At 63.6% G+C, this 26,826-nt stretch carries 22 protein-coding genes; 7 read left to right on the forward strand and 15 right to left on the reverse strand.

Annotated elements, in window-relative coordinates:
• Window positions 1-210: 210 nt before the first annotated feature.
• On the forward strand, window positions 211-579 hold the full coding sequence (locus F7P65_RS15030) for a PRC-barrel domain-containing protein (RefSeq protein ID WP_150293131.1): 369 nt from the start codon (window positions 211-213) through the stop codon (window positions 577-579).
• Between the two features lie 176 nt (window positions 580-755).
• Here the strand turns inward: F7P65_RS15030 and F7P65_RS15035 are convergent, their stop codons facing one another.
• The 7 genes from F7P65_RS15035 to F7P65_RS15065 form a co-directional block, all read right to left on the reverse strand.
• Window positions 756-3,719, reverse strand: coding sequence for a TonB-dependent receptor plug domain-containing protein (locus tag F7P65_RS15035; RefSeq protein WP_240334316.1), 2,964 nt, complete (start codon window positions 3,717-3,719; stop codon window positions 756-758).
• Window positions 3,716-4,558: a LysR family transcriptional regulator gene (locus F7P65_RS15040; RefSeq protein WP_150293135.1), complete on the reverse strand. Its 843-nt coding sequence runs from the start codon at window positions 4,556-4,558 to the stop codon at window positions 3,716-3,718. Before F7P65_RS15040 ends, F7P65_RS15035 begins: the two co-directional genes overlap by 4 nt.
• A 103-nt stretch (window positions 4,559-4,661) precedes the next feature.
• Window positions 4,662-6,086, reverse strand: coding sequence for an efflux transporter outer membrane subunit (locus F7P65_RS15045; protein ID WP_150293137.1), 1,425 nt, complete (start codon window positions 6,084-6,086; stop codon window positions 4,662-4,664).
• Window positions 6,080-6,979 (reverse strand): efflux RND transporter periplasmic adaptor subunit, encoded by a 900-nt coding sequence (locus tag F7P65_RS15050; RefSeq protein ID WP_150293139.1) that lies wholly within the window; start codon window positions 6,977-6,979, stop codon window positions 6,080-6,082. The genes F7P65_RS15045 and F7P65_RS15050 overlap by 7 nt, the downstream gene beginning before the upstream one ends.
• Window position 6,980: 1 nt before the next feature.
• Window positions 6,981-7,205, reverse strand: coding sequence for a DUF1656 domain-containing protein (locus F7P65_RS15055; protein WP_150293141.1), 225 nt, complete (start codon window positions 7,203-7,205; stop codon window positions 6,981-6,983).
• Complete coding sequence (locus F7P65_RS15060) at window positions 7,202-9,265, reverse strand: FUSC family protein (protein ID WP_150293263.1); 2,064 nt, start codon at window positions 9,263-9,265, stop codon at window positions 7,202-7,204. Before F7P65_RS15060 ends, F7P65_RS15055 begins: the two co-directional genes overlap by 4 nt.
• Window positions 9,266-9,439: 174 nt before the next feature.
• A complete protein-coding gene (locus F7P65_RS15065; protein ID WP_205452091.1) occupies window positions 9,440-10,963 on the reverse strand; it encodes an acyl-CoA carboxylase subunit beta in 1,524 nt (507 codons plus the stop codon).
• Between the two features lie 186 nt (window positions 10,964-11,149).
• On the opposite strand from F7P65_RS15065, the gene F7P65_RS15070 reads away from it, so the two are divergent.
• Both F7P65_RS15070 and F7P65_RS15075 read left to right on the forward strand, forming a co-directional pair.
• Window positions 11,150-12,184, forward strand: a complete 1,035-nt coding sequence (locus F7P65_RS15070) for an MBL fold metallo-hydrolase (RefSeq protein WP_150293143.1) — start codon at window positions 11,150-11,152, stop codon at window positions 12,182-12,184.
• Window positions 12,185-12,302: 118 nt separating this feature from the next.
• Window positions 12,303-13,196, forward strand: coding sequence for a glucosamine inositolphosphorylceramide transferase family protein (locus F7P65_RS15075; RefSeq protein WP_205452093.1), 894 nt, complete (start codon window positions 12,303-12,305; stop codon window positions 13,194-13,196).
• Here the strand turns inward: F7P65_RS15075 and F7P65_RS15080 are convergent.
• The 5 genes from F7P65_RS15080 to F7P65_RS15100 form a co-directional block, all read right to left on the reverse strand.
• Window positions 13,168-14,235: a glycosyltransferase family 4 protein gene (locus F7P65_RS15080; RefSeq protein WP_240334317.1), complete on the reverse strand. Its 1,068-nt coding sequence runs from the start codon at window positions 14,233-14,235 to the stop codon at window positions 13,168-13,170. The genes F7P65_RS15075 and F7P65_RS15080 overlap by 29 nt on opposite strands.
• Complete coding sequence (locus tag F7P65_RS15085) at window positions 14,232-15,533, reverse strand: lipopolysaccharide biosynthesis protein (RefSeq protein WP_150293147.1); 1,302 nt, start codon at window positions 15,531-15,533, stop codon at window positions 14,232-14,234. Before F7P65_RS15085 ends, F7P65_RS15080 begins: the two co-directional genes overlap by 4 nt.
• Window positions 15,530-16,321 carry a glycosyltransferase family 2 protein gene (locus F7P65_RS15090; protein ID WP_150293149.1) on the reverse strand — a complete coding sequence of 264 codons (792 nt, stop codon included), beginning with the start codon at window positions 16,319-16,321 and terminating at the stop codon, window positions 15,530-15,532. The genes F7P65_RS15085 and F7P65_RS15090 overlap by 4 nt, the downstream gene beginning before the upstream one ends.
• The gene (locus tag F7P65_RS15095) at window positions 16,318-17,514 is read right to left on the reverse strand and encodes a hypothetical protein (RefSeq protein WP_150293151.1); all 1,197 of its coding nucleotides are present in this window, start codon (window positions 17,512-17,514) and stop codon (window positions 16,318-16,320) included. The genes F7P65_RS15090 and F7P65_RS15095 overlap by 4 nt, the downstream gene beginning before the upstream one ends.
• Before the next feature lie 144 nt (window positions 17,515-17,658).
• Window positions 17,659-20,001 carry an arylsulfatase gene (locus F7P65_RS15100; protein ID WP_150293153.1) on the reverse strand — a complete coding sequence of 781 codons (2,343 nt, stop codon included), beginning with the start codon at window positions 19,999-20,001 and terminating at the stop codon, window positions 17,659-17,661.
• Window positions 20,002-20,141: 140 nt separating this feature from the next.
• Between F7P65_RS15100 and F7P65_RS15105 the strand changes: the two genes are divergently transcribed.
• From F7P65_RS15105 to F7P65_RS15115, 3 genes are all read left to right on the forward strand, one after another.
• Window positions 20,142-20,498, forward strand: a complete 357-nt coding sequence (locus F7P65_RS15105; RefSeq protein WP_150293155.1) for an ArsR/SmtB family transcription factor — start codon at window positions 20,142-20,144, stop codon at window positions 20,496-20,498.
• Window positions 20,485-20,988 (forward strand): SRPBCC family protein, encoded by a 504-nt coding sequence (locus F7P65_RS15110; RefSeq protein ID WP_205452094.1) that lies wholly within the window; start codon window positions 20,485-20,487, stop codon window positions 20,986-20,988. Before F7P65_RS15105 ends, F7P65_RS15110 begins: the two co-directional genes overlap by 14 nt.
• Before the next feature lie 70 nt (window positions 20,989-21,058).
• A complete protein-coding gene (locus F7P65_RS15115; RefSeq protein WP_150293157.1) occupies window positions 21,059-21,823 on the forward strand; it encodes an SDR family NAD(P)-dependent oxidoreductase in 765 nt (254 codons plus the stop codon).
• Between the two features lie 137 nt (window positions 21,824-21,960).
• Here F7P65_RS15115 and F7P65_RS15120 read toward each other — a convergent pair whose 3' ends face one another.
• The 3 genes from F7P65_RS15120 to F7P65_RS15130 are packed head-to-tail and all read right to left on the reverse strand — an operon-like array spanning window position 21,961 to window position 24,142.
• A complete protein-coding gene (locus F7P65_RS15120) occupies window positions 21,961-22,209 on the reverse strand; it encodes a hypothetical protein (RefSeq protein WP_150293159.1) in 249 nt (82 codons plus the stop codon).
• Window positions 22,210-22,253: 44 nt separating this feature from the next.
• Complete coding sequence (locus tag F7P65_RS15125; protein WP_150293161.1) at window positions 22,254-23,840, reverse strand: PepSY-associated TM helix domain-containing protein; 1,587 nt, start codon at window positions 23,838-23,840, stop codon at window positions 22,254-22,256.
• Complete coding sequence (locus F7P65_RS15130) at window positions 23,837-24,142, reverse strand: hypothetical protein (protein WP_150293163.1); 306 nt, start codon at window positions 24,140-24,142, stop codon at window positions 23,837-23,839. Before F7P65_RS15130 ends, F7P65_RS15125 begins: the two co-directional genes overlap by 4 nt.
• Window positions 24,143-24,279: 137 nt before the next feature.
• Here F7P65_RS15130 and F7P65_RS15135 point away from each other — a divergent pair, with 137 nt between their 5' ends.
• Window positions 24,280-26,349, forward strand: a complete 2,070-nt coding sequence (locus tag F7P65_RS15135) for a TonB-dependent siderophore receptor (protein ID WP_240334318.1) — start codon at window positions 24,280-24,282, stop codon at window positions 26,347-26,349.
• Window positions 26,350-26,826: the final 477 nt, after the last annotated feature.

Raw genomic sequence — 26,826 nt, forward strand, 5'->3', positions numbered from 1 at the left:
CTACTGCCAGCCTTCGGCTGCGTAGCTAACCTCCATCAATCTCTGGATGCGGATAAGGCGACTATCCGAATTATCCGGGATTGGTTGGCCACCGCCCATCATGTCCGTGCACCGCTTCGCCCCAATTCCATTCCGGGATCCGTAACAGGTTCGGATCGACCTGACGGCGATTTCGTTTTTCCTGAAATTGATATTGGAAGGAGAGAAACCATGGCCGATCCGATTGCGACCGAGGAAACCACGCGCCTGATTGCATCCAACAAGGTGGAGGGTACGTCCGTTTATAACCATGAGGGCGAGAAGCTGGGTTCAATTTATAATTTCATGGTGGAAAAGCGGGAAGGCCGCGTTGAATATGCCGTCCTGCAATTTGGCGGACTGTTCGGCATTGGCAGCGAATATTATCCGTTGCCGTGGAATGTCCTCACCTATGATCCGTCACGCGGCGGCTATGCCATCGATCTGGACAAGTCCGTGCTGGAACAGGCACCGCGTTACGCAGTGGGCAAGGAGCCCGATTTCGACCGGGCTTATGGCCGCACAGTCTATGATTATTACGGCGTGACCTATCCTTTCTGACGCGGTTGACAGAAGCGCGCCCCGGACCCGCCGGGGCGCGGGATGAAACAGGCTTTTTGGCGAAGCGGCGTGTCATACCAAGGCGCGAGGAGTTTGACTCATCGGACCTTGGTAAAGCCCGCGCGGCGCCTGAGCGAAACCCACTTGTGATCGGTCGAAGACCGAGCGCGATGGTATCAGAGGCCGAACTTGACGCCGGCATATAAATAACGGCCCACGAAGCTGACGGGATAGCTGTCGCTCACCGCAGCGACCGATGCCTTCTGATCGAACAGATTGTTCGCGCCAAGGTAAAGGCGAAAACGATGCTCGACATCATAGGCAAGGTACAGGTCATGCTGCCACTTTTCCTTGTACCAGACATAGTGGGCGTCCGAAATATCGGGATTGGCCGCCAGTTCCTCGCTCGTGTAGCGCCGGGTCCTGCTGAACCAGCTCATGCCGTAATTGACCGTCAGCGCTTTATATTTCCACGTAAGATCGCCGGTGGCGTTCCATTTTGGGAAATACGCCTCCAGCCGGTCGACATCGACATTCGCGCCCGGCGTGGGGATGAACTCCAGCCGATCAAGATAGCCACCCACCAACGAGAGGCGGAACTGCCCAATCCGCGCCGTGTCGAGGCTGTAGTTGAGCCTGATGTCGGCACCGGCCGTGCGGAAATGGGCGACATTCTGCGGCTTGACGAAATAGCTGGAGATATAGCCGGTGCCGTTGGCGCGGCTGATATTCTCGCAATAGACATTGTCGAGCGTGGGCTGATCCACGCAGAGCGCGGCGATATCCTGCGCGTCAGGCGTATTGATCGCATTTTTGAGTTTGATGTCGTACCAGTCGAAGGACGCGAGCAATCCGGGGATGAAGCTGGGCCTGAACACCATGCCCGCGGTCCAGGTGCGCGCGCTTTCCTGCTGAAGATCTGGATTGCCGCCCGAAGTGCCCGGCAGGGTGATCGTTGCGACCGGATCATTTTGCGGGTTGAAGCTGGCGATCTGCGCCGGCGTCAGACCGGCGGCCTGCAAGGCATCCCGACAATTGGCGGCGCGATATGGCGTGCCTTCACCGACAAACACAGGATCGCACGGATCGGCGATAAAGGAGAAAGCACCATTCCGCGGCGCGTAAAGCTCCGTGATATTGGGCGCGCGGACGGCCGCCGACCAAGTGCCGCGAAATGTCAGGTCGCGGATGGGCGCATAGCTGCCGTCCACCTTCCAGCTCATGGCCTTGCCGACGGTGGAATAGTCCGACAGGCGCAGCGCGGCGCCGAAGCTCAGATTATGGGCCAAGGGCATTTGTTTGAGCACCGGAAAGGACAATTCGCCGAATATTTCCTTCACGGCGAAGCTGCCCTGCTCGGGCAATCGGAGGGAAAAGTCGGCAATGGCGCCCTGCTGCAACAGCTCGTCAGGCAAAAAGCTGCTCTTTTCCTTCCGATATTCGGCGCCCATGGCAAAGCCGACAGAGCCGCCCGGCAGTTCGAGAAACTGGCCGAAGTCGCCGGAAATCGAAGCGGAAAGGACATGCTGCTGCAACTTGGCGCGGTTCACCATGTTCGCGTCGATCCAATCGACCGCGGCCTGGCTGCGCACGCCGCTGCCCAGAATATTGAGCGGCACGCAGCCGCTGGTCGGGCCGGGGGTGAAGGTGGATGCCGGCGCGTCGTAATTATGGGGATCGATATTCCCATCGGGGAACAGGGTGGATCGGCAGACGGCCGCATCGGTCGCCGGGTCCCGGACCGCATCGAGCGCGGCGAAATAGCGATCGGCGATACGAAAATTCGTCAATTCGATCTGCGACCGGGTCTGACCGAACACATAGGATAATTCATAGCGTGCGGAGTTGGAAATCCGGCCTTGAAATCCACCCACGAAGCGCATGGTTTCCCGGTCGTCGCTTTCCCCGCGTATGCCGAGATCGAAATTGTCCCGGGACACGAGCGCGCCCTGCACCGTCGCATCGATACCGAATCGATCCTGAAGATAGGGATTTTCCGGCGTCAGATAGGTGAAGAAGTCGAAGGACGGCTGATTCAGGGTGAATGTCTTGTTCCGGACATATTTCGCTTCGAAAAAGAAGGAGACGTCATCGCTGAAATCATAATGCGACAGCAGATTGACATTATGGACCCGATTATAGGCCTGAAGATCGCCTTGATAGCCCGCCAACGGCGTGCTGTCGCCGCCCTGCGTCAGTCCACCCGATGACGGCAGCAGGGTACCACGGTCATAGAACTTGCCCGAGCCGGTAAATACCGGATCGCAAATGCCGATAGCGTCGTTCCCGCAATCGGCGACGTTCAGGACGACCGCGCCGTCGGGCGAACTGTCGGCATAGCGCAGATCAGGGATGGGAATCCGGTCGGGCACTTCGGGATCGTCTGGAAAATCCGCCGGATTGCGGACGATGCCATAGGTTTTGAGCGGATTGCCGGTGCGTTGGCGGTCGAAACTGCTGACCCGGTCCTGTTCGCGAAATTCGTAGGACAAGGCGATATTTCCGCGTCCGCCGCCAAAATTCATGCCATAAGTGAGCGAACCGTAGCGCTGGCCGGCATCCCCCCGGCTGGAAATGCCGATCTGGCCGCTGGCCTTGAAACCGTCGAAATTGCGCTTCAGCCGGAAATTGACCACGCCCGACACGCCGTCGGCGCCGTAGATGGCGGAAGCGCCGCCGGTCAGCACATCGACGCCTTCGATCAAATCGATAGGGATCGTGTTGATGTCGACGGCGGCCGTCCCGGACACGCCCGCCACATGGCGGCGCCCGTCGACCAGCACCAGCGTCCGGTTCTCCCCCAGCCCGCGCAGGTCCAGCAGGGCAACGCCGACCGCGCCGAAGTCGCCTTCGGAACCTGCCGTCCTGTAGCCGCCAAGGGAGTTCAGCAAAGCCGGATTTTGCGCGAGCGTATCCATGATCTGGACATTGCCGGACCGCTCCAGTTGCTCGGCGGTGACACTGACCAGCGGATTGGCGAAATCATAATCGCTGCGTTGGATATGGGTGCCGGTTACGACGACATGGCCGCCTTCGTCCAGAAGAGTCGTTTCCTGAGCAACGGAAGGCGCAGCGATGGAGGAGGAAATGGCACCGATCACAAGGAACCGTCCCATGAAGCCGGACCTGCGATCCGTCATGGCGCCGCCGCGGCATGAAGCCCGGCGCGGACACGATCCATCACGCCGGCGTCCGCCTTGGTCGAATGCACCATATAGGCCGAATAGGAAAATTCGGGACTGCCCGGCACGAGCGCCAGCCGCCCCTCCTCCAGATAAGGGCGAATAAACCCCTTTCGGAAATAGCCGCTTCCACCCGTCTCCAGTATGTAATCGAGCGCCAGCGGACCATAGCTGATCGATACGACTGCATTGGGCTGGTCAGGAAACGCCGCCTGATAGCTGGCGGCGAACTCCTCGCCCCAGTCGATCCGCACATGATCCTCCGGCGCCAACGGCCCATTGGCCGGTGTGGTGCGGACGAGCACCAGTTTTTCCTCGAACAGCAGTTCGGCGATCACGCCGGGCCGGCTGGGCGCGGCATAAAGCACCGCGACGTCGAGCGTCCCATCCTGCACCTGCTCCATCAGGCGGTCGGACGTCTCTATATGGGTGCTCACAGCGATTTCGGCGCATTCGCGCCGCATCCACAACAGCCAATGGCGCAGCAAGGGGCTCCACAGGCTGAGTTCAGCCCCGACCGTGACCACGGTTTCCCGGCCGGGCGGAAGGGCAACCGCCCGCTGCGCGCGCGCCCATACCTGTACAAGCGTCGTGGCGAACCGCAGGAACTGCTCCCCGGCCGGCGTCAATTTCGCGCCCGCCTTGTTGCGGATGAACACCGGCCGGTCGAGTTGCTCCTCCAGCACGCGGATGCGGGCGCTGACGGCGGTCTGGGTGAGATGGAGATTATTGGCGGCGCCCACGAAACTCCCCGTCTTCACCACCTCCAGAAAGGTGCGGGCGACGCCAATATCCATTCATGCAAATCCTTGCGCTCAATGCACGATGAAATGCATTTTCTTCATATTTTTAGCAAGGGCGGGAGAGCGCCACAAGAGGCACGGCGCGGCCCTCGCGCCGTCATTCCTTCGCCGATGCGACCGTCCATCCACCGCCCAGCGCCAGGAAAAGCGCGATCTGATCCTCATTCGTCGCTGCCCGGCTTTCGGCCAGCGCCTGATCCGCGGCGACGAGATCGCGTTCGGCCTCCAATGCCGGAAACTCGGCGATCTTGCCGCCCCGGCGCAACTGCATCGTGCGCTGCGCGACCCGCTCGGCGTCCGTCCGCGCCTGTTCCAGGATCCGCTGCTGATCCATCCCGGCCGCATAGCCGTTGAGCGCCATTTCCACTTCGCGCAACGCCTTGACCACCACGCCGTCGAACGCGGCGAGATCGGCGCTGCCCTGCGCCTGCGCAGCCGCGATCCGGGCGCGCGCCGCATGCCGGTTGAGCGTCCAGCCGATCAGCGGACCGAAGCCGAAGCGGTTGGTCAGTGGCGAAAGGAAATCCGCCGCCGCGCCCGTCGACCCGGCGGAAGCACCCAGGCGGATGTCGGGATAGAGCGCCGCCGTCTCGACCCCAATGCGCGCCGTCGATCCCGCCAGCCGGCGCTCCGCCATGCGGATGTCAGGCCTGCGCTTCAGCAGCGCGCGGCCGTCGCCGACCGGGAGAATTTGCGTGAGCGCCAGCGGATGGCGGCACTTGAGAAGTCCGTCATCCGCCCTATCCGGCGTCTGTCCCTGCAAGGCGGCGATGCGGAAGGCGGCGTTGCGCTGGCGGGCCGCCAGCCGGGGCAGGCGCGCCTTGCTGCTTTCAAGAGCGGCCTGACGTCGATCCCGCTCATAGGCCGCGGCGCGGCCGTAGCGGATCAGCACGTCCGTCAACCGCAATCCCTTCTCCTGCAACGCGATCGACCGGCTGAGCACATCGATCTGGAACCCGCTGTTGCAGGCGTCGGCATAAGCGCGCGCAGTCTCCGCCGCCACATTGACGCGCACCAGATCGCGAGCCGCGACGGCCGCCTCGGTGTCCGCGCCCGCCGCCTCGATCCCGCGCCGCAGACCACCGAACAGGTCGAGATCGTAGCTGACGGCGATGCCGGCATTATAGATTGGGCGGGTCGGGGGCTGCACATGCTGCAACTCGGCCTCGGCGGATCGTTGGGCATAGCTGGTTTCCGCGCTCAGGCTGCCCTGAACCTCCCGGCTTGCGCCGCGCGCGTCGAGCAAGGCGAGGCTGCGCTGAAGATTGGCCTCGGCAACGCGCAGATCCGTATTCGCCGCCAGCGCCTTTTCGATCAGGCCGTCCAGCAGGGGGTCGTCATAAAGTTTCCACCAATGATCGGGCAGCGGATCGGCCTTTGCGACCGTCCCGCCCGAGAGGAAATTCCCTTGCGCGCCCGGCGCGTTGACGGATGCGGTTTCCGGCAGCCGATAATCCGGCCCGACGGTCGCGCAGCCCGTCAACAGGCTCAGCAGGGAGAGGAAGAGAGGCCGCCTCACCATGGCAGGCTCCTGTGCACGCTGCGGCCGTCCTTGCGGGGATGGACGATGACGGTCGCCGTCTGGCCGGGGATCATGCGGACCTGCGGCGGGATTTTGTCGATGGTGATCCGCACGGGAATGCGCTGCGCCAGCCGGACCCAGGTGAAGGAGGGATTCACATTGGCAAGTTGGCCGTCCGCCCCGGCGCGCTCGCGATCCTCGACGCCGCCGGCGATGCTTTGCACATGGCCCTGTATCTCGTCGGCGACCCCCATCAGATAGATGCTGGCCGGATCGCCGACGCGGATGGCGGGCAGCTTGGTTTCCTCGAAATAGCCCTCCACCCGCATGGACTTGCCGTAGACCAGAGCCAGCGCCGGTTTGCCCGCCGTGAGATACACGCCCGGTTGCAATGACATATTGGCGACCGTGCCGTCCACCGGCGCGCGAACGAAGGTTCGGTCCAGGTTGAAGCGGGCCAGGTTGCGCGCGGCGACCGCCTGACCGATGCTGGCCCGCAACTGGTCGACCCGCGCCCTTCCCTGCTCGACCGCTTCCGTCGCGATCGCTTCGGCCATGGCCCGGTTGCGGCGATCCTCACGCAGGGCCTGATCCAGCGCGGCCTGCTGGCTGGCGAGGTTCGCCACCGCCTGGTCCAGCGCAAGCTGGTAGCGCGGACGGTCGATGACGAGGAGAATATCGCCTTTCCTGACCGGCTGGTTGTCGCTGACGCGCACGTCCGTCACCAGACCGCTCACATCCGCCGCCACCGGCACCAGATCGGCGCGCACCTTGCCGTCGCGGGTGACGGGTTCGACCTGATAACGCAGCCAGAGCGCATAGATCCCGCCAAGAATGACGAGGATGACGAACAGCGTCATGGCCGAACGGAGCAGATTTTGGCGATGCAGCATATCAGGAAGCAAACCATCGATAGAGGAAGGCGTCGGCAAGGGCGCCCAGCCCCCACCAGAACAGGACGAACAACGCCAGTTCCAGCAGGCTGGGGTGCCAGAGCAACCGGTGGAGCGGAAGGCGATGCAGCGGCGCGCGCAGCAGATAGACGAGGATGACCGCCAGCACGGCCCAGGCCAGCGCGGCGGGCATGTAAATGCCCAGCAGGTGGATTTCCTCGATCATGCCGTGACCTCCAGACCGGGCGGGCCTGCGGTCGGGAACAGGTTGCAGCGCATGCCGACCAGCGCCCGCAGCGCCGCGCGCCGGAACTCGTCCATCGGCAGGCCAAGCAGGGCGTGCAGCGCCCGGTCGATGGCCGCAAGCAGAAGCGGCGGCGGCGCCTCCGCCCGGCCGTGGCGGCAGCAGGCGGCGTAGAAACGCGTGAGACCGGCGAGCACTTGGCCGAGGCTGTGGCGGACATCGTGCGGCACATGGGACAGCGCCCGGCGGAGCGGAATGATGTTACGGCCGATACGCAGGTCGGCAAGTCCGTCGGCGGCATGCAGATCGTCGCCCGGCGCGACGATGGCCATCCGCGCCGCGATCTGTCCCAGCCGATCCACCGCCATGGCGGTCCAGCGCTGCGGCATGAAAGGCCGGCGGATGTCGGCCAGCTGCGCCATGTCCGCCCAGTTGGCCCGCAAGATCCGGCGCGCGGTCCACGCCATATTGGCCGACCGGAACATCTTGGTGATGGCAAGGGTCGTCACGATCCCGCCGATCTGCGCCAGGCCGGTATTGACGAACAGCGCGAAATCGGCCTGGAACCGGGCCAGGAAACCCATGGCGACGATGAAGCAGGAAAACATCGGCAGCGCCTGGGGCGACCGCTTCGGGTCGGCCTGAACATAGCCCATCCATAACAGCGCCGGAGCCAGCGTGACGATCAGCATTTCGTACCCGTCGACGCGCGGCAGGATGACGAAGAGATAAAGGGCGGCGAGCGGAAAGGTCTTGAGCGTCGCCAGCAGATAGCGGCCGATCACCGGCGCGGGATCGTCCTGAGTGGCGAAGGAACAGGTGATCAGCGCAGCAAAGGCCGCCGTTGCCGAACCGTTCGGCCAAGCGAGCAGGATCCAGACGGCGCAATAGATGACGATCGCCATGGCGGTCGCCAAGCCCGCCAGTGCCGCCACGCCATGATCCCGCGCCAGCGCGAAGGATGCGGCCTGCATGGCGGGGATGCCGGGCCGTCCGGGCTTGCCGATCCTGTCGGTGAGGCGTCGGCTCGCGGCCAGGGCGGATAGAAACTCCGCCATGCGGATGCAGGCGCTCGCCGTCAGCAGCGCGGTCCAGCTTCGATCCGCTTCCGCCTTCGCCGCCATGATCCGGCTTTGCCGGATCAGCGGTGTGGCCTGTCCGGGCCGGCTGTCCTCATCCACCAGCCAGGCGGAGATGGCGTCCAGCAATCGGCTCAGTTCAGGCGAAAGCGCATGATCCGCGCGCAGCAGATCGAGCCGGTTCGCCGCCGCGGACGCCAGCGGCAGGACCGTGGCCAGTTGGTGCTGAAGGGCCGTCACCCGGCGCCTGGTCGCGGGCGCCCAACGCTGGTCGAAGGGCAGATGAAACGCGATCATGCCCAGTTCGGTCACGTCAGCGGCCAGCATCCGGCGATGGTCATGCTCCAGCTTGGTATGCCGGCTGGACAGCGCCTCCGCCGCCCAGCGTCGCGCATGGCCGATAAAGGATTGCGCCCGTGCGCGGATGACCGGGGTGGCGCTCCACGGCTGCAACAGCGCGTGGACCGTCGTAACGCACAATATGGCGACCGTCATCTCCTCCACGCGCGCGATGGTGGTGTCGAAGATATTGGCGGGATCGTCCAGATAGGGAAAGCTGATCACCGCCGAACTGAAGGCAGCCATCTGGAACAGAAAGGCGCGCGGCGTCCGGTCGAGGACGGCGAGGTAGATGCAGAAGCCGGTCCAGGCGGCGAGGCACAGAACCAAAAATTCAGGCGAATTCTGCAAATTAGGCACGAGCAATATCGTGACCGCCGCGCCAGTGGCAATTCCCGCCAGACGATACAGGACCTTGGGGCGGAAGGCGCCTGCCATGGGCTGTGCCGTCACGTAAACGGTCAGCAGCGCCCACCAGGGCCGAGGCAAGCTGGCGGAAAATGCGATGGCAAGCGTGATGGCGGCGGCAAGCAGGCTGCTGAAGGAAAAGAGTAATTTCTGTGGATCGAGGTGGAGGGTGGGAAGTTGCAAGCGTTTCTTCCCGCCTTCAGGCGTAACCGTCATCTCAGCGAACCGTGACACAATGGATCCTGTCACGATCGCGGGTGATCGTGCTCATGCTCCTTTTCGTACGCGCCCTAAAGAAGTCGGGTTACGATCCATAGATCAAAATATTGTTGATTTACCGCAATAATTTTGCATGATGCGGGGACGCCCAACGCCCCCGCAAGTTAACAATCAGGGCGTGATCCCCGCCTGCCGCACCGGTTCGCTTCCCCTGTTCCGCCGCCCTTCGGCTAGGATCAGCCCATCGAGCAACGCATTGCGCAGATCGCGAGGATCGATGACATTGTCGAAACCCATTTTGTCCGCCAGGTGATAGGCGCCTCCTGCCTGCTCCGCGGCGATGCGGGCACGCGTCGCCGCATCCAGTCCGGCAGCGTCGGCGCCGCTTGCCGCCGGCATCGCGCCCAGGGCGATGGCGGGAAAGGACAATGAGATCGTCTGGCCGTCAAAGGGGTTCATGGCCATGATCGAGGAGCCGAAACCAAAGGCCTTGCGCAGGGTAACATGCAGCTTGGGCACCTTGAGCCGATGCTGCGCCACGAACATGCGGGCCGCGTGCCGAAGAACGCCCGACCGTTCCGCCGCCGTACCCGCCATGACTCCGGGATTGTCGGTCAGGAACAGGACGGGCAGATGGAAAGCGCCTGCGACATCCATGAAATGCGCCGCCTTTTGCGCGGCTGCGGCGTCAATGGCACCTGCGCCCACGGCAGGATTATTGGCCACGATGGCAACGCTCTGACCGCCAAGTCGCCCAAGGGCAGTGACGAGCGATGCGCCATATTTCGGCTGAACCTCGAACAGGGTGCCTTCGTCGACCAGCATGGCCAGCAGCAAGCGCATGTCGAAGGGGAAGCGCGGATCGGGATCGATCAATCCCAATATATCGTCCAGCCGACGCCGTCCGAGATCGCCGTCCCGAACAAGCGGAGGATGTTCCCACGCATTGAGGGGGAAATAGGACAGATATTGCCGCGCCATGGCAATGGCGGCTGCATCGTCATCCGCCAGATTGTGCGCGACGCCCGATGCCAGGACGTGCATCTGCGGCCCGCCCAGTTCTTCTTTCGTCACCACCTCGCCGATGGCGCCCTTGACCAGGGGCGGGCCGGCCGCGAACATGGACGCCGCCTGCGTCATGACCACAAAGTCCGACAGGGGCGCGGTCAGCGCGCCATGTCCGGCCGAAGCGCCATGCACAAGGCTGACCATCGGCACCTGCCCCGACAGTTCGGCCAGACCCTGAAGATCATTGGGACTGCGCCCCGGATGCGTGTTGGTCAGCCGATGACCGGCGCCTTCCAGCATGAACACCAGCGGCACCCTCTCCTGCGCGGCCAGTTGCGTCAGGCGGTACCGTTTGTCGGACGCGGCATCGCCGATCGATCCTCCCAGCACGGTGAAATCCTCGACCCCCGCCAGCGCCGGACGGCCGTTGATCCGTCCGAAACCGGCGATCAGGCCGTCGGCGGGCGCGGGCGTTTCGCTCGTTTCGCTGAGAATGCCGGTCAAGGCCCCAATCTCGACGAAACTGCCATCGTCGAACAGGGCCGCAGCCCGCTCGCGCGCGTTCAGCTTCCCTGCCTCGCCATGGCGCCGCAGGCGGGCGCCACCGCCCATTGCGCGGGCAAAATTTTGCCGCCGGTCGAGTTCGCCCAGAATAGCCTCCCACCGACCGAGATCTGACGTCATCATTGTCCTCCAACAAAATTCCTGCGGCACATCGATCGCTTTATCCACGAACACAATGTGACCTCAAACTTTTCATGAACCGATCGCGGAACCCGAGCAGCATAGGTCAGGACATGGACCCGAACCTCCCCCTTGAGGCGCCGTGCCGACTCATGCAAAAGCAAAGGCAACACACAGGAACGCAAGATAATGGCTGATCCATCCTATCCCTCCATGGAGCCGCCGGCGATCGGCGATGGCACTGCAACCCAAGTTGCCGATGGAATATTCTGGCTGCGCATGCCGATGGACGGGAAGATCGAGGCGATCAACCTGTGGGCGCTGGCCGATGGCGATGGCTGGACCATCGTGGACACAGGTCTGCGGACCACCGAAACCGCAGCCGCCTGGCGCCGGGCATTTTCATCGACCCTGGCGGGTCGGCCGGTGCGCCGGATCATCGTCACGCACCTTCATCCCGATCATAGCGGCATGGCCGGATGGCTGACGCAGAAGCAGCCGGCGCGCCTCTGGATGACGCGGCTGGAATATATGACCCTGCGCGTGCTTGCCTCCTATACCGGGCAGGAGGCGCCCGAAGAAGCGATCCGCTTCTACAAGGCGGTGGGCTGGGACGAGGATGCGCTGGACCATTATCGCGCGCGCTTCGGCGATTTCGGCAAGGCGCTCTACCCCTTGCCCGACAACTTCCATGCATTGGAGGACCGTCAACGCCTCTCGATCGGCGGCCGCGAATGGATCGTCGTCGTGGGCAAGGGACATTCGCCCGAACATGCCCTGCTCCATTGTCCCGAGGCGAAATTGCTGATCTCCGGCGATCAGGTGCTGCCGGAAATCTCCTCCAATGTTTCGGTGCAACCGCTGGAGCCTGAGGCCGACCCGCTCAGCGACTGGCTGGACACGCTCAAGGCGATCCGTGGGCGCGTACCGGACGATGTGCTGGTCCTGCCCGCCCATGGCAAGCCGTTCCACGGCCTGCATGCCCGGATCGATGCGTTGGTCGATGGCCATGAAACCGGGCTGGAAAGATTGCTCGCCCTCCTGACAACGCCCAAAAGGGCCATCGACGTCTTTCCCGCGCTGTTCAAACGCCAGATCGACAAACATGTCCTGGGCCTCGCCACCGGGGAGAGTCTGGCCCATCTGGCCTGCCTGCGCAGCCGCAAGCTCGCGATGGAAGAAACGGACGACGCGGGCATTCGGTGGTGGCGCGCTTCTGAATAGGGGAAACGCCGATATGCCTTGCCCCTTTGCGTCCCCGATCGGATACCGGGCGGATGGCGGAGCGCCGCACTGAAAAGGCCTTGTGCTTGTCTACCGAGCCGTGCGAGGGCGAACGGCGATGCCCCGACGCAAGGACATATGGAAATGCGGGATCGTCGCCCAGCCCATCGCGACGATCCTGACGGCGGGCGGTATCACCGGTCCGGTGACATGGCTGTCGGAAGAGCCGAATTTCCAGTTTCTGGCCGACCCGTTCGGCTGGCGAGGCGAGGATGGGCGGCTGCATGTCTTCGCGGAACATTATGACTATCGCATCCGGCACGGGACCATCGAGACGCTGGTGCTCGACGAGGACGGGCATCTCCTCGAGCGCCGTCCCTGCCTGGTCGAGCCATGGCATTTGTCCTACCCGCAGGTCTTTGCCGGGGAAGGCGCCCTATGGATGCTGCCCGAAGCGCATCGGTCGGGCGGACTGACGCTCTATCGCGATCATGGCGGACTTGTGGACTGGCGCGCGGAATGCCGGATCATGCTGGACTGCGTGCCGGTCGACGCCAGTATCCTGCGGCATGACGGGCGGTGGTGGCTTTTCTATTCCCCGGCGACGAGCAAGATGACGAAGCTCTCGCATCTCCACATCGCCTGGGCCGAGCGGCTTTGCGGGCCGTGGACGGTGCATCCCGGCAATCCGGTACGGATCGACCCGCGCTCGGCCCGGCCCGGAGGTGCGCCGGTGGCGATTAACGGCCGCATCATGGTGCCGGTGCAGGATTGCGCGACGACCTATGGCGGGGCGATCCGGCCATTGTGGATCGATCGGCTGGATGAGACCGCCTTCGTGGGGGAAGCCGGGGACGCCCTGACGATCCCCGCTTCAGCCGACGCCTATCGGGACGGGATGCATAGCTTGACTGCCTGCGGCGACGTGACGCTGTTCGACGTGAAGCGGATCGACCGCTCGTTGCGCGGATTGATGCTCGACGTCAGGCGCGGGCTTGGCGGATATGGCTGAGTATTTCGGTGCCGATGGCGGCGAACCGCGCCCGGGAAAAGCGGTCGAGCATGTCGCGGCGGGCGGCATCGCCCATGGCCTGACGCCGCGCGGCATCGGCCATGAGGATTTTCAGCGCCTGCGCCAACGCCTCTGCGTCGCCGGGCGCGACGGTCAGGCCAGTTTCACCCTGGCGTATGGAGAAAGGCAATTCGCCAACCGCGGATGCGACAACCGGCAGACCTGCGGTCAAGGCTTCATGCGCGGCGATGCAGAAGCCTTCGGAACGGGAAGGCTGCACATAGAGGTTGAGGCCCGCCAGATAGGCGCGGGGATCGTCGGTGTAGCCGGTAAACTCGACTTTCACGCCGGTTTCCCGCGCAAGGGTCTCAAGACGGGCCCGCTCCGCGCCATCCCCCGCGATGGAAAGAGTGAAGCCTTCGCCCTTTAACCGGGCAAGCGCGGCGATCAGCACGTCATAGCCTTTGACCGGATGGAGGCGACCCAGCGTGCCGATGCGGACCGGCTCGCCGGGCTGCCAGGGCCGGGCTTGCGGCATGGCGGGATCGGCGGCGAAGATCGGCCAGCAGAAAAGGCGGTCCTGGGGGACGGCCAGCCGCTCGGCCGTCAACGCCGTCACGGATTGGGAATCCCCGATCCACAGCAGGGCGCGGGAGGCGAGCAAACGCATCAGCCGCTCATTCCAGGGCTTCAGGAAGGCCGCATGCTGCCAGCTTATCACCGGCAGGCCCATCATCGGGCCAAGGATCAGGCCCAATATCGTCGCCCGGCTGAGCGAGGTCCAGATATGGGTCGCGCGCCATTCGATCAACGCCCGCCGCAACCATAAGGCGGCGGCGAGATGATCGGTCAGGCCGCCTTCGCGCACGGCCGGGTCCAACCCCGCTTCCACCATGGCGGGCAGGCCCCGCCGGTCACGGGGCGTCAGCGCGAAGACCCGCACCTGCGCGCCTGCATCGCGCAGGACGCCAGCGATGGCGGGTACCGGCTGGGCCGCACCGCCGCCCTCGCCGGAGTTGATGACATAAGCGATCCTCAATGGACGAGGCTCCGGCGCCAGACGAGGCCGGCAAGCAGGGTGCTGGCCAACAGGGCTTGCCCGACGGCTTGCGCGCCCGCGCCCATCAGGCCCCATTGGTGGAGGAGGAACGGCAGCGCCGGCAGGAAGATCAGGCTGGCGAAGAGATTGGCGCTCATCGACAGCGCCGGGAAGCCCATGGCGGAAAGTGCGGCGCTGCAAGGCGGGCCGACCACCGCGATCATCCGCGCCGCGATCAGCACGACCGTGACGCCACCCGCCGCCTTAAACGCCGGACCCGCGAGCAGGGTGACGATGGGCGTGGGGAAAAGCGCGGCGATGATCACCACCGGGGCAGCGGCGGCCAATGCGATGCCGATGACCCGGATCAATGTCCGGCGCAGCGGCGCTCCGCCCTGGCCGGCGGCGACCATGCGGGCCAGTTCGGCATAGGCTGTGTTTCCCAATATCTGGGCGGGCTGGGCGATGATGACGGTGGCGCGTTGGGCGACGGCGAACAGGCCCGCCATGGCGGGACCGAGTATCCAGCCGACGATCAGCGGCGCGATGCGGCCCGCCAGCTCGCTCAGGGTGACGTCCGCATTGCTCGCGACCAGAAAGCGCCAGATGCCGGGATTGTCCTGCACCGCGCTGCCGGCCTCGGGACGGCGTAGCGCCGGACCCAGCCGGTTGAGCGCGCAGATCAGGCCCATGCCCCACAACACCGCGAACTCCGCCAAGGCGGCCGCCAGCCAGGCGCAGAGAAAGCCCTTCAGTCCCCAGCCGAGCCACCAGGCGAGCGTCGCGCCGATCAAGCGCACCAGCGGCTGCACCATATTATGCAGGCCGATCAGGTCGAAGCGGTCGATCAGCTGCAAATAGCCCGCCGGGGCCGATCGCACCGATCCCAGCACGGCGAAACTGTAGGGGATGGCGAAGGCCACCGTCTCTGGCGGCCATCCCAGATGCGGCCCGACAAAAGGCGCGAGCGCCATGGCGGCGACGATCGCCGCCGCGCCGCCCAGCAGTTCGACCGTCGTGCCGAAGCGCAGCAGCCGGGCCAGCCTGTGCGGCGCATCCTCCGCACAGGCTTCGGCGCCATAGCGCACGATCGCCTGCCAGGCCGGAAATTCGACAATGCCGACCACCGCCGTCACATATCCATGAACCAGCACCAATATGCCATAGTCGCGCGGGCCCAGGGCCCGTGCCGCAAGGATGAGATAGGCAAGGCTGATCAGCCCGGCGCCGGCCTTTCCACCCAGCACCAGTCCCAGCCCTCTGAAAATTCGTCCCGTGATCCCGCTGCGATCCGTCATGCGCCGTTGGAAGACCAGTCTTTCCGGCGCAAGGCAATACCCATGCCGTTGCGGGCTGCGAGGCGGCGGCCCAGAAAGCGATAGAAATACCAGTCCATCGCGGCGCGCGGCGCATAGCGGTAAAGCAGCCGCTCGCCGCGGGTCCAACTGACCGCCGTGCGCGATGTCCGCCGGTCGGACGGAAAGCAGATATGGGCGGGGTGATAGACGCTCCGGCCATGCGCCATCACCCGATGGACGATCTCATGGTCTTCCAGCACATAGGGCCAGCGGGCCGCGTCGAAGCCGCCCGCGGCCCGCAGCGCATCGGTGCGGAAGGCCTGGGCATAGCCGCCCGCATGGCATTTGGCGGCGAAGCGACGGCTTTTGCGCAGGATGAAGGTGATGCGCTTGCGGGATCGGCGCGCGCTTTCCGGGGCATGGAGGTCGATTGCCATCACCGCCGCCGCGTCGGCATGATCCCGGAAAAGGGCGACGATCTGCCCGACATAGTCGCGCGGATAGAGAGTGTCGGCGTCGCAAGTCGCGACTAGCGGCGTGGTCACATGCGCCAGGCCGTGCGCCATCGCGTGGATCTTGCCGGGGGTGGCGCAGGGAAGGATGACGGCCCGTTCGCCCAGCGGGGCGGCCTGGACGGCGGCTTCCCGCGCCCCTGCGTCGGTAGAGCCATTGTCGACCAGCAACAGGCGGAAACGCTGGTCGCTCTGCCCGGCCAGGGAGTCGACGGTCGCGCCGATCCACCCCTCCTCATTGAAGAAGGGCAGGATGATCGTGAGCAGGGGATTCATGCGGCGCGGCCCGTCGAGGCCGGATCGCGGCGGGCGGCCCGGCGCTCCGCCAGCGCGGCGATCACTTCGGCCGCCCGTTCGGAGGAAGGCCTGCCGTCCAGGTCGAAACTGTCGGCGAACATGGCCTCCTGCACCGCGCGATATTGACGGACATGGAGGTCCTCCGCACGGTCGAGCGCCGCGCCCAACTCCGCCGGATCACCGATCACCTCGCCCATGCGCCAATGCGCGAAATTGGGATCGCCGCGCCAGTCGGTCCGGTGACTGTCGAGGAAGATGCACGGTCGCGGACGAAGCAGATATTCATAGACCTGACTGCTGGCGTCACCCAGATAGATGTCCGCCGCCATCGTATAGCTCATGTCGGTCGAGGCGCGGCTGCCAAGGTCGAAATGGATATTGTCGCCATGCAGATAGCGGTTCTCGATCGTCCCTGCCCGATTGACCGACAGCCTGTCGATGGTGAGCACGAAAGGCCGCTCGAACAGCATGACATGGGGTGCGAAGATCAGTTCCCTGTCCGTATGCCGCACGAATTGGTCGAGTACCGCCCGGCCGTGCCGGTACCAGGAGGAAAGATGCGGCGAGACATGGGGGTTGTAGAGCACGACCGGCCGCTCGCGCGTGAAATGGTGGGTGCGGCCCGCCTGGCGCACCATGTCGAACTTGGGATAGCCGACGATGCTGATCGTGTCGGGATCGACCCCGGCCTCCACGATCAGGCGGCGGCGGATCTTCTCGCCCGAACAGAGGACATGGTCAAAACGGGCGCTCGCCCCGTCGAAGCCGATCGCGCGGTCGCCCGCGCCATGGCGGGTATGAATCATGACGAGATCGTTGAGGCCGTAGCGCGTCTTGAGCAGCAGAGACGTCTTTTCCGCGACGACCAGCATGTCGAGGCTGCGGAAGAAATCCAGATTGTCGCGATAGAATAGCAGCTTGCCTGCGGGGATGAAGTTCCCGAGCAAGTCGGCGATCCGCGCCGACCGGGGCGGGAGGGAGAGGCGGACATGGGCGATGCCCGACCCGATCCATTCGCCCGCCAGTCGCTCCACCTCCGCCGCCAGCCGGTCATTCGTGGTCGCGACAATGATCTCGCCATCGAACCCGCCCTTGGCGAGCGCCATGGCGATGGGCAGGCTGTGGGCGATCTGATGAATCTGGTCGTGGTTGAAGAGGAATCCAATGCGCATGAGACGACGACGCCACGCCCGGCGCCTCACCGCAGTTCCCGTTTTCACGCGACATCGAAATTCTTCCCCGGTCCTGCCCGCAGCGAGCCGGACCGGGCAACAGCGCGGCCTATGCCGCCAGCAGGCTGGCGGAGAGGATTCGCCTCATTTCAGCAGCAGATCCACCTTGCGGATTTCTCCGTTGAATTCGCGACCGTTGGGATAGTCGACCACCGTCGCGCCCGTATCGTCACCGATGTCGAAGGTTTCGCCCAGTCCAGCCGGCACCACGATTGTACGGTCGATCCGTCCGCTCGCGACTTCTTTGCCGTTGACGCTGATATGCATCACGCCGCCGCGACCATAGCCGCCCCCATCATAGTCGAAACTATAGGCGATCTTGGCGGGACCGGCCGGGATCGGCGCGGTGGCGGCCACGTCCCATTGATGGTTGGGCTGCTGCGTCAGCGCCATATGGGCGGCTGGCTTGCCGTCCTTCAGGTAGAAGCTCCAACCGCCAAACTTGCTGCCATGCGACACCAGCGCGCCATTGCCGCCGCTTTGCGGTATGTCGACATCGGCCACAATCTGGAAGGAGCGGCCCTGAAGCGACGGCGCGACGCCTTCGGGCAGGCTGATGCCTTTCCCCCAATAGGTGAAGTTCTTGCGGTGCGAGGCAAAGGCCATCCGCCAGGCCGCAGCGCGTTCATGCGTCTGCCGGTCGTCGAGTGGGAAGACATTGTTCTTGTTGGCTTCCGTAGTCCAGAGCGCCTCCAGTTCCTTCAGCTTGTCCGGATAGCGCGCCGCCAGATTATTGGCCTGCGCATAGTCCTTGTCGAGATTGTAGAGTTCCCAGTCATAGGCCATGGGCGAACGGCCCGAATCCCCCATTTTCCATGGCATGCGCGCGGGCGTGGTGCTGGCCAGCCAGCCCTGATGGTAAATCGCGCGGCTGCCGATCATTTCGAAATATTGCGTATCGTGCCGTTCGGGCGCCTTGGGCGCGTCGAAGCTGTAGGCGAAGCTGACGCCGTCGATCCGCTGCTGCTTCACGCCATTGACACTGTCGGGGGCCTTGATGCCGGCCGCCTCCAGGATCGTCGGCATCACGTCATTGACATGGGTGAATTGCGACCGGATGCCCCGCGTCTTGATATGGTCGGGCCAGGATACCACCAGCCCGTTGCGCGTGCCGCCCAGATGCGAGGCGATCTGTTTCATCCAGGGGAAAGGCGCATCGACCGCCCAGGCCCAGCCGACGGGGAAATGACCGTAGCTGTCCTTCCCGCCCAGCTTGTCCACCATGCTGGTCAGCCAGGCCATATCCTCCTTCGCGCCGTTGGCGAACGTGCCCAGTTCGTTGGTGCTGCCCTGCATACCCCCTTCGGACGAGGCGCCATTGTCGCCTTCGATGAACATGACGAGCGTGTTGCCGCTCTCGCCCATCCGGTCGAGTTCATCCAGCAGGCGGCCGACCTGCGCGTCCTGATAGGCAAGCATGCCCGCATAGACCTCCATCATCCGCGCGGAGACGCGCTTCTGATCGGGGGTGAGGCTGTCCCAGGCCGGAATATCCTTGATCCGGGGCGTCGCCTTCGTTCCTGCGGGCGCGATCTTCATCGCGATCTGGCGCTGGAGCGTTTCGGCGCGAACGGCATCCCAGCCCTTGTCGAACCGACCCTTGAATTTCGCGATCCATTCGGCCGGGGCCTGATGCGGCGCATGGGCGGTGCCGGGGGCATAATAGAGGAAGAAGGGCTTGTCGGGCGCCGCCGCCTTTTGCGTATGGACATAGCGGATCGCCTCGTCCGCGAGGTCGCGGTCGAGGATATAATCGGGATCCTTATCGTATTTCTGCTCCGCCGGCGCATTGCCGCGATACAGCTTGGGCGTCCATTGTTCGGTATCGCCGCCGATGAATCCGTAAAATTGTTCAAAGCCAAGACCGGTCGGCCATTGATCGAACGGGCCGGCAATCGAGCTTTGCTGTCCGGGAATATTGTGATGCTTGCCGAACATGGCGGTGTTGTAGCCATTCTGGCGCAGCACCTCCGCAACGGTCGCGGCGCTTTTGGGGATCGTCGACCAATAGCCGGGATAGCCGGTCGCGATGTCGCTCACCACGGCATTGCCCACTGCATGATGGTTCCGACCGGTGAGCAGCGCGGCGCGGGTGGGCGAGCACATGGCGGTCGTATGGAAGCGGTTGTAGACCAGACCCCGCGCCGCCAGCCGGTCAAGATTGGGCGTGGGGACAGGCCCGCCGAAAGTCGATGCGGAGCCGAAGCCCACATCGTCGGTCATGATGAGCAGCACATTCGGGGCGCCCGCAGGAGCAACGACGGGCTTGGGAAAGGCCGGAGTCGAATCGGCATAGGTCTGTCCGATCTTGCCCGCGAAGGGCTGAACCGGCGGCGGCAACACTGTCTGGGCCGCCAGCGGCGCGGCGCTCCCCAGCATCAGTGCCAGATAGCCCTTTCCGCAGTTCAGCTTCGATAATTTGCGCATTTTTGCTCCGCCTCAATTCAATTCAGTACCGCCTTGTATCGTACGGAAGAAGGAACTTCAATCGGTGAACGGTGCGTCGACGCGCATTCCGAAAACCGCCCCTTGCGGACCGCTTCTATCCCGGCTATTAACTGAACCATATGGTTCAGTGTCAAATCGATCGCCTGGATACATCTTTCGCCGCGCTTTCGGACGCGACGCGGCGCGGCGTGTTGGCGCGGCTCGCACGGGCGGACGAATCCATCTCCACTCTTGCTGAGAGCTTCGACATGAGCCTGACCGGCATGAAGAAGCATGTCAGCGTCCTGGAGCAGGCCGGGCTCGTCATGACCGAGAAGATCGGGCGGGTCCGTACCTGCCGGCTGGGCCGCCGCGACCTGGCAACGGAGTTGGCCTGGATCGAGGAGCATCGCCGGCTCTGGGCGGCGCGCTTCGACGCTTTGGACGAGATTGTCGGGGAATTGAGGATGAAGGAGGAAGCCGATGCGCCTGAATGATGCCGAAACCGCTATGGAGCGGACATCCGAACGCGAACTGATCGTCACGCGAACCGTCAGGGGACCGGCGAGGCTCGTGTTCGAGGCATGGGCCAGGCCCGAGCTGTTCCAGCGATGGTGGGCGCCCAAATCCTTTCAACTGACGATCCTATCCTATGAAGCCGATGTCCGTACCGGAGGCTCCTACCGCCTGGTGATGGGGCATCCTTCTTCGGAACAGCCGATGGCCTTCTTCGGCAAATATATCGAGGTTGTGCCCAATGCCCGCATCGTTTGGACGAACGAGGAAGGCGATAGCGACGGACCCATCACGACGGTGACCTTCGAGGAACGAGACGGCACAACGCTGGTCACCGTTCAAGAGCTTTATCCCTCGAAGGAAGCGCTCGACGACGCGATCGCTTCCGGAAGCACGAGCGGATGGAGCGAACAGTTCCAGCAATTGCAAGCGCTTCTCGCCGACCTCGGCGAAAAGGCGCAGAACGACTGACCATCGGCCGGACTGGAAACCCGCCGGGTCGCCAATGGCCAGCCAGCTTTACTGACAGGAAAGGTTAGACATGGACATCAACGGATTGGCCGCCATTGTCACCGGCGGCGCATCGGGCCTTGGCGGCGCGACGGCGGCGCGCCTCGCCAAAGCGGGCGCGAAGGTGACGATCTTCGACCTCAATGCCGAACTGGGCGAAGCGCACGCAAAAGCCATCGGCGGCCATTTCGTCCCGGTCAACATCACCGACGAAGCAATGGTGGAAGCCGCCATCGAGCAGGCCGAAGCCCTGAACGGCAAGGCCCGCATCCTGGTCAACTGCGCGGGCATCGCGCCCCCGGCCAAGGTCATCGGCCGCGACGGCAAGGCGATCCCGCTCGCCGATTTTGCGAAGATCGTGACGATCAACCTGATCGGCAGCTTCAATGTCCTCTCGAAATTCGCGGCGCGCATTCATGATGCAGAGCCGGTCGCCCTCGAGGAACGCGGCGTCATCATCAACACCGCCAGCGTCGCCGCCTATGACGGGCAGATCGGCCAGGCCGCCTATTCCGCCTCCAAGGGCGGCGTGGTCGGCATGACGCTGCCGATCGCGCGCGAATTCGCCCGCTACGGCATCCGCGTGATGACCATTGCGCCGGGCATCTTCCTGACGCCCCTGCTCGCCAGCCTGCCGCAGGAAGCGCAGGATTCTCTGGGCAAGCAGGTGCCCTTCCCCAGCCGCCTCGGTCAGCCCGACGAATATGCGCTGATGGTTGAGCAGATCATTGCCAACCCGATGCTGAACGGCGAGGTCATCCGTCTCGACGGCGCCATTCGCATGGCGGCGAAATGAGCGGCGGCGGTTACGAGAGGAATGCGATCTTGAAGCCAGTCATGACGATATAAGCGAATTGAGAATGATTCGCATTGCGCAGATTTCATAATTGGCGGCGTTGCGGGGATATGAAGACCCTGCACGACACTGGCGAGCTATCGGCGGCGATTGCGGCGCTGGCCGATGCTCTGCCCTGGATTGCCGAGCCAGATGGTTGTGAACCAGCCAGCAGTGGCGCAGGCCCCCAACCACAGCAGGAATGCCGAAGCATCGCCGCTCAGGGCCAGCGCCATGCCGGGAAGCAACGCGACAAGCGTGACCGCGATACGCTTTCGCGCCGTGGTGGGCTGCGCCTTCAGGCCAGCCGCGCGGAGCCGCTTGGGATCGCCAAGGGCCAGACCCATGATGCAAGCCACGGAAAGGCCTGTCGCGAGGCAAGTCTCCACACTCATGCGATGGCAACCGGGGTCGATAAGGGCGCCGCTGGCGTTCGGGCCCGTCGAGCCTTGGCCCCCTGCCGGATCATGCAAATCCCCCCGAGGACGAAGGCAAGGTCGAGAGCGGCGATGACAGGCTGCCCTGCTTCGATCGCGGTGGGCCAGCCGGGGCCGCCCATCGCCAGTCGCACGGTCGGCAGCGCCATCATGAGCAGCCCGGTAGCAAGTTGTAGCAGGGGCGCGAGCATCGCTGACCGAAGCGAAAATCCGGCGACACTCACGACCGCAGACGCGATCAGAAAAGCTGTCGGCGTCCAGAAAGTTGCCGAGCCCAGCGGCATGGTTACGAGGAATCCGGCCGCAGCCGCGACCAGCGCCAGCGGGAGGCCAAACGCCACCACGGCGACGGTCCGATCCAGCCATTCGAGCGAACGCGCAGTCTCTCCGCGACGCGCCAGCCATAGTCGCATCCCGGTGATCGTGACGTAACACATCGCGAAGCCCAGCGCGAACCAGACGGCCTTCGACAGCAGGCCCGCGAAATTCCCGAAATGGAGTGGCGCCATGATCGCCGCCAGCGTGCCGCCGGTGGACGGTTGCGTGCCGATCGACGGCTTGGTCTGGATAAACCGTCCCTTCGCGCCATCGTAGAGCAAGGTCACAGGTTCGATGTCGCCATCGCGCGGCGGGTGGAAACTTGTCACTTTTGCATCGGCGCGGCCGAAATTCTCGATGGAGACGAAGGTGGGAACCTCCTTGCTGCGAGCAATGGCATCGGCAGCGATACGGTCGAGATTGCCGATGACGGCGGGGCGCGGATCGGGACGGCCGGGATTGCCGAACACCGTATCGTTGAGCGCCTGTATGTCGCCGCCAAAGGCCGCCATCGCGACAATCGGCACGCCGATCGTGCCGAAAAAGGAAAAGAAGCTGCCCGTAAACGCCAGGATGAAGGCGAAGGGCAGGCTCCACGATCCCGCAACGCTGTGCCGGTCGCGATCGACCAGAACCGGATTGGCGTTGCGGCGCAGCGTGAAGATGTCCTTGAGCAGATGCCGGTGGATCAGCAGACCGGAAATCGCCGCCACCAGCATGACAAGGCCGACAATCCCGGTCAGCAGCAACCCCCAGGGATTGGGCACATGAAGACGGACATGGGTATCGACCAGAAAGTGGCTGAGTGCGTCGTCATTATTTGCACCGAATACTTCTTCTCCGGTCCCGAATTGCGTGTTGGCGATCGTGCCTTCCCGATTGAGCCGATAATAGAGGCCGCGGCTGACGAATGTCCCGTCGGGATCGGTTTCGTGGCGGTGGAAGAAAACGCCCAGATTATGATCGCCCACCTCGAACAGATCGACGCCTTCATGATATTTGGGCGGCGTCTGAGCAGCAAGGCGCCGGACAGCGCTGTCGATCGGCCGCTCGAAAGCGGATCGACTTTCGACATGGCCGGAGGACCAGCTGCCGATTTCCTCGGCGAAGACCGCTGCCATGCCGGTGAACACCACGGCATACAGCAGCAGACCCAACATAATGCCCGCCCAGCCGTGGACGGCAATCATCAGCTTGGTCTGGTCCTTTTTCAGATGGATCACTGACCGCTCTCCTTTGCGGCAGGCCGTGGCTCGGAGAATTTGTGCGCGATCAGTCCCCCGTGGACGAGAAACAGCACGCCCGCCACGATCGCCACGCGGGCAAGCCTGCGATCAAGGCAAGCATGGAAGAACAGCGCAGCCCATATCAACGGAACCAGGATCAACGGCAGCACCAGATTGTCGACGCCCGCAGCGCCGCGCGGGAGCCAGAGCGGCATTCCCCCCATGATGACGAGCGAAACGAAAACCGCGCCCGGCCCGGCAAGGAACAGGCGGATCCATTTCCGCAATGATTGAGACACGCGCCCTCCCTCGGCAGCCTTCCTTCCGATCACCCCACCGATAGCGCCCAAACAGCGAGGGAGCAAGCAAATTGCTATTGAGAATCGGTTTCATCTTATATATTGCGCCCCCGGCTTGCAGCAGAAAGGGAATGTACATGAAAAATTTCGCTATCGCCGGCGTGGCAGGCTTGCTGTCGATCCAGCCGGCCCTGGCAAATGACGGCGCCGTCGATGCGAACCAGACAGCAGAGCAGAGCGATTCCATCATCGTCACCGCGTCGCAATATGCGGGTACCAAGACCGAAACCCCGCTGGTCGAAACGCCGCAGCCGATTACGGTCATCACGTCGGACCAGTTCATTGCACAGGGCGCGATCAGCATCAGCGACACGGTCAAATATGGCGCCAGTGTCCTGGCTAATCCCTATGGCCGCGATACCCGCGTCGACGGTTTCAACATTCGCGGCATCGACGCGCTGCAGTTTCGTGACGGCATGCGCGACATCTTCAGCTATTATGCCAGCATCACATCGGACCCGTACAATTTTTCTCGCGTGGAAATCGTGCGCGGCCCCGCCTCCGTACTTTATGGTCAGGGCTCGATCGGCGGTCTGGTCAACCTGGTTTCCAAGACGCCCACGTTCAGGACGGGCGGCGAACTGAACCTCGTTTATGGCAGCTATGATCGCAAGGAGGCGATGGGCGACGTCAATATCGCGCTGGCCGACAATCTGGCGATCCGCGCCGTCGCTCGTGTCCGCGATGCCGGCACCTATATCGATCACGTCTCCGACGACCGCGTGATGTTCGCGCCGTCAATCCGCTGGCAGCCCACGCCCGACACGGATATCGTGCTGACCGGCCTCTATCAGGAGGACGATACCGGCTCGACCTCGCAATTCCTGCCGATCGTCGGCACCTTCCGGCCCAACACCGTCGCGGGCGAGCAACTCGATCGGTACAGCTTCGTCGGCAAGCCGGGCTGGGACCGCTATGCCGGCCGCTCGCTCCAGGGCGGCGGCTCTGTCACCCACCAATTTTCGGACAGCATCAAGTTGAGCATGAAGGCCCGCTATATCGATAGCGACCTGGAATATAACACCCACTATGCCGATAGCTACAGCAATCCCACCGATCCCTTTTCGGTCTACGGCACCGATGGACGCACCATCGGCCTGACCGCCGATGCCAGCGACGCGCGGATGAACGTCTTCTCGACCGACAATAATCTGCAATTCGCTTTCAACACCGGCGCGAACATCAAGCATAAACTGCTGGTCGGCATCGACTATAGCTGGAACAAGGTGGGCAAGCGCTATGATGGCGGCGGTCAACTGGTTGACCTCTACGACATCGATTATGATGCGCTGCTGACCTACGATCCCAGCGGCCCCTTCACCACGGAATCGCAGAAGCAGCTGGGCATCTATCTGCAGGATCAGATCCGCTTCTACGACCGCGTTTCCGTCGTGCTCGGCGCGCGCCGCGACCGCGTCACCGGCTCTTCGGGCCAGAAGGACAATGCCACCACCTTCCGCGCCGGCATCATCGGCGAAATCGGCGCGGGCATCTCGCCCTTTTTCAGCTACACGGAAAGTTTCCTGCCGGTGGCGGGCTCCATCGATAATGGCGACGGCACCTTCGGCGCTCCTTACAAGCCCCAGACGGGCACCCAATATGAAGTCGGCATCAAATGGCAACCCGACGTCAAGACGCTGGTTACCGCCACCGCCTTCCACATCAAGGAACGCAATCGTGTCCTTTATCTGGCCAACGGCGCCACGACCCAGTCAGGCGAACTGACGACCAAGGGCTTCGAGATCGAAGCGAGCCACACCCTGCCCGGCAATTTCGAACTGCTGGCCAATTATGGTTACAGCAAGCTCAAGTCGCAGGTGAACACCAGCCTCGACTACATGCCGCGCCACACCGCGTCGATCTGGTCAACCAAGACATTCGGCCTGCCCGACGCGGCCCAGCTGCGCCTAGGCGGGGGCGTTGTCTATAATGGCAAGAGCATATCGACCAGTTCGATCTGGTCGATCGTCGCCCCATCGCGCACCACCGTTGACGCGTTGGCGGAGATAAGCTGGCAGAATTGGCGCTTCGCGATCAACGCCACCAACCTGCTCAACAACAAATTCTATGCCTCCTGCCTGGCGCGGGGCGACTGCTTCATAGGCGCACCGCGCAACGTGATGGGCACCGTCGGCTTCCGGTTCTGAACGGCCGCCTTCTTCTAAAATCGAGTCATTCCAGGGGGTGGACAATGGCCCATTCGTGTCTTCCGACTTTCAACCTTTCTTTCGTGGCGGCGACGTTTCAAATCGAACCGAAGCCGATATCATCGTCGTCTAAGGCAGCGGCACAGACAGGAATGCCGCCGCCGCCGGACTGGACCTGACACCGCGCGATCGGAAGGACCAGCACAGCGGCGTGATGTGGGCGCAATGGCCCTATAGCTATGCCGACGGCACGGTAGCCGGCTGGTCCCGGTCTTCAGCCTGGGCGGTTCAGCCTGCTGGGAAAGCCGGCCTCCCCAGATCACGCAAAATCCCGCCACCGGCGAGACGGAGAAAGTGGGTCATAGCTGGTTTGGCGGTTATATTTATGGTGAACCGCGTAATGTTCGCGCGACCCTGAGTCATGGATTCTGAGATATGCGATCCACGCACCGGGCCGGCATTCCCTCTCCAATTTTA

Source organism: Sphingobium estronivorans (assembly GCF_008692605.1).
GTDB lineage: Bacteria > Pseudomonadota > Alphaproteobacteria > Sphingomonadales > Sphingomonadaceae > Sphingobium > Sphingobium estronivorans.

Bases quoted from the DNA above. Each gene is read 5' to 3' on its own strand.
- F7P65_RS15095 (WP_150293151.1), bottom strand. From the start codon at position 17,514: ATGCGCATTGGATTCCTCTTCAACCACGACCAGATTCATCAGATCGCC.
- F7P65_RS15135 (WP_240334318.1), top strand. From the start codon at position 24,280: ATGAAAAATTTCGCTATCGCCGGCGTGGCAGGCTTGCTGTCGATCCAG.
- F7P65_RS15110 (WP_205452094.1), top strand. From the start codon at position 20,485: ATGCGCCTGAATGATGCCGAAACCGCTATGGAGCGGACATCCGAACGC.
- F7P65_RS15035 (WP_240334316.1), bottom strand. From the start codon at position 3,719: ATGACGGATCGCAGGTCCGGCTTCATGGGACGGTTCCTTGTGATCGGT.
- F7P65_RS15085 (WP_150293147.1), bottom strand. From the start codon at position 15,533: ATGACGGATCGCAGCGGGATCACGGGACGAATTTTCAGAGGGCTGGGA.
- F7P65_RS15120 (WP_150293159.1), bottom strand. From the start codon at position 22,209: ATGGGTCTGGCCCTTGGCGATCCCAAGCGGCTCCGCGCGGCTGGCCTG.
- F7P65_RS15045 (WP_150293137.1), bottom strand. From the start codon at position 6,086: ATGGTGAGGCGGCCTCTCTTCCTCTCCCTGCTGAGCCTGTTGACGGGC.
- F7P65_RS15030 (WP_150293131.1), top strand. From the start codon at position 211: ATGGCCGATCCGATTGCGACCGAGGAAACCACGCGCCTGATTGCATCC.
- F7P65_RS15060 (WP_150293263.1), bottom strand. From the start codon at position 9,265: ATGACGGTTACGCCTGAAGGCGGGAAGAAACGCTTGCAACTTCCCACC.
- F7P65_RS15055 (WP_150293141.1), bottom strand. From the start codon at position 7,205: ATGATCGAGGAAATCCACCTGCTGGGCATTTACATGCCCGCCGCGCTG.
- F7P65_RS15090 (WP_150293149.1), bottom strand. From the start codon at position 16,321: ATGAATCCCCTGCTCACGATCATCCTGCCCTTCTTCAATGAGGAGGGG.
- F7P65_RS15040 (WP_150293135.1), bottom strand. From the start codon at position 4,558: ATGGATATTGGCGTCGCCCGCACCTTTCTGGAGGTGGTGAAGACGGGG.
- F7P65_RS15115 (WP_150293157.1), top strand. From the start codon at position 21,059: ATGGACATCAACGGATTGGCCGCCATTGTCACCGGCGGCGCATCGGGC.
- F7P65_RS15075 (WP_205452093.1), top strand. From the start codon at position 12,303: ATGCCCCGACGCAAGGACATATGGAAATGCGGGATCGTCGCCCAGCCC.
- F7P65_RS15070 (WP_150293143.1), top strand. From the start codon at position 11,150: ATGGCTGATCCATCCTATCCCTCCATGGAGCCGCCGGCGATCGGCGAT.
- F7P65_RS15050 (WP_150293139.1), bottom strand. From the start codon at position 6,979: ATGCTGCATCGCCAAAATCTGCTCCGTTCGGCCATGACGCTGTTCGTC.
- F7P65_RS15105 (WP_150293155.1), top strand. From the start codon at position 20,142: ATGGTTCAGTGTCAAATCGATCGCCTGGATACATCTTTCGCCGCGCTT.
- F7P65_RS15100 (WP_150293153.1), bottom strand. From the start codon at position 20,001: ATGCGCAAATTATCGAAGCTGAACTGCGGAAAGGGCTATCTGGCACTG.
- F7P65_RS15065 (WP_205452091.1), bottom strand. From the start codon at position 10,963: ATGATGACGTCAGATCTCGGTCGGTGGGAGGCTATTCTGGGCGAACTC.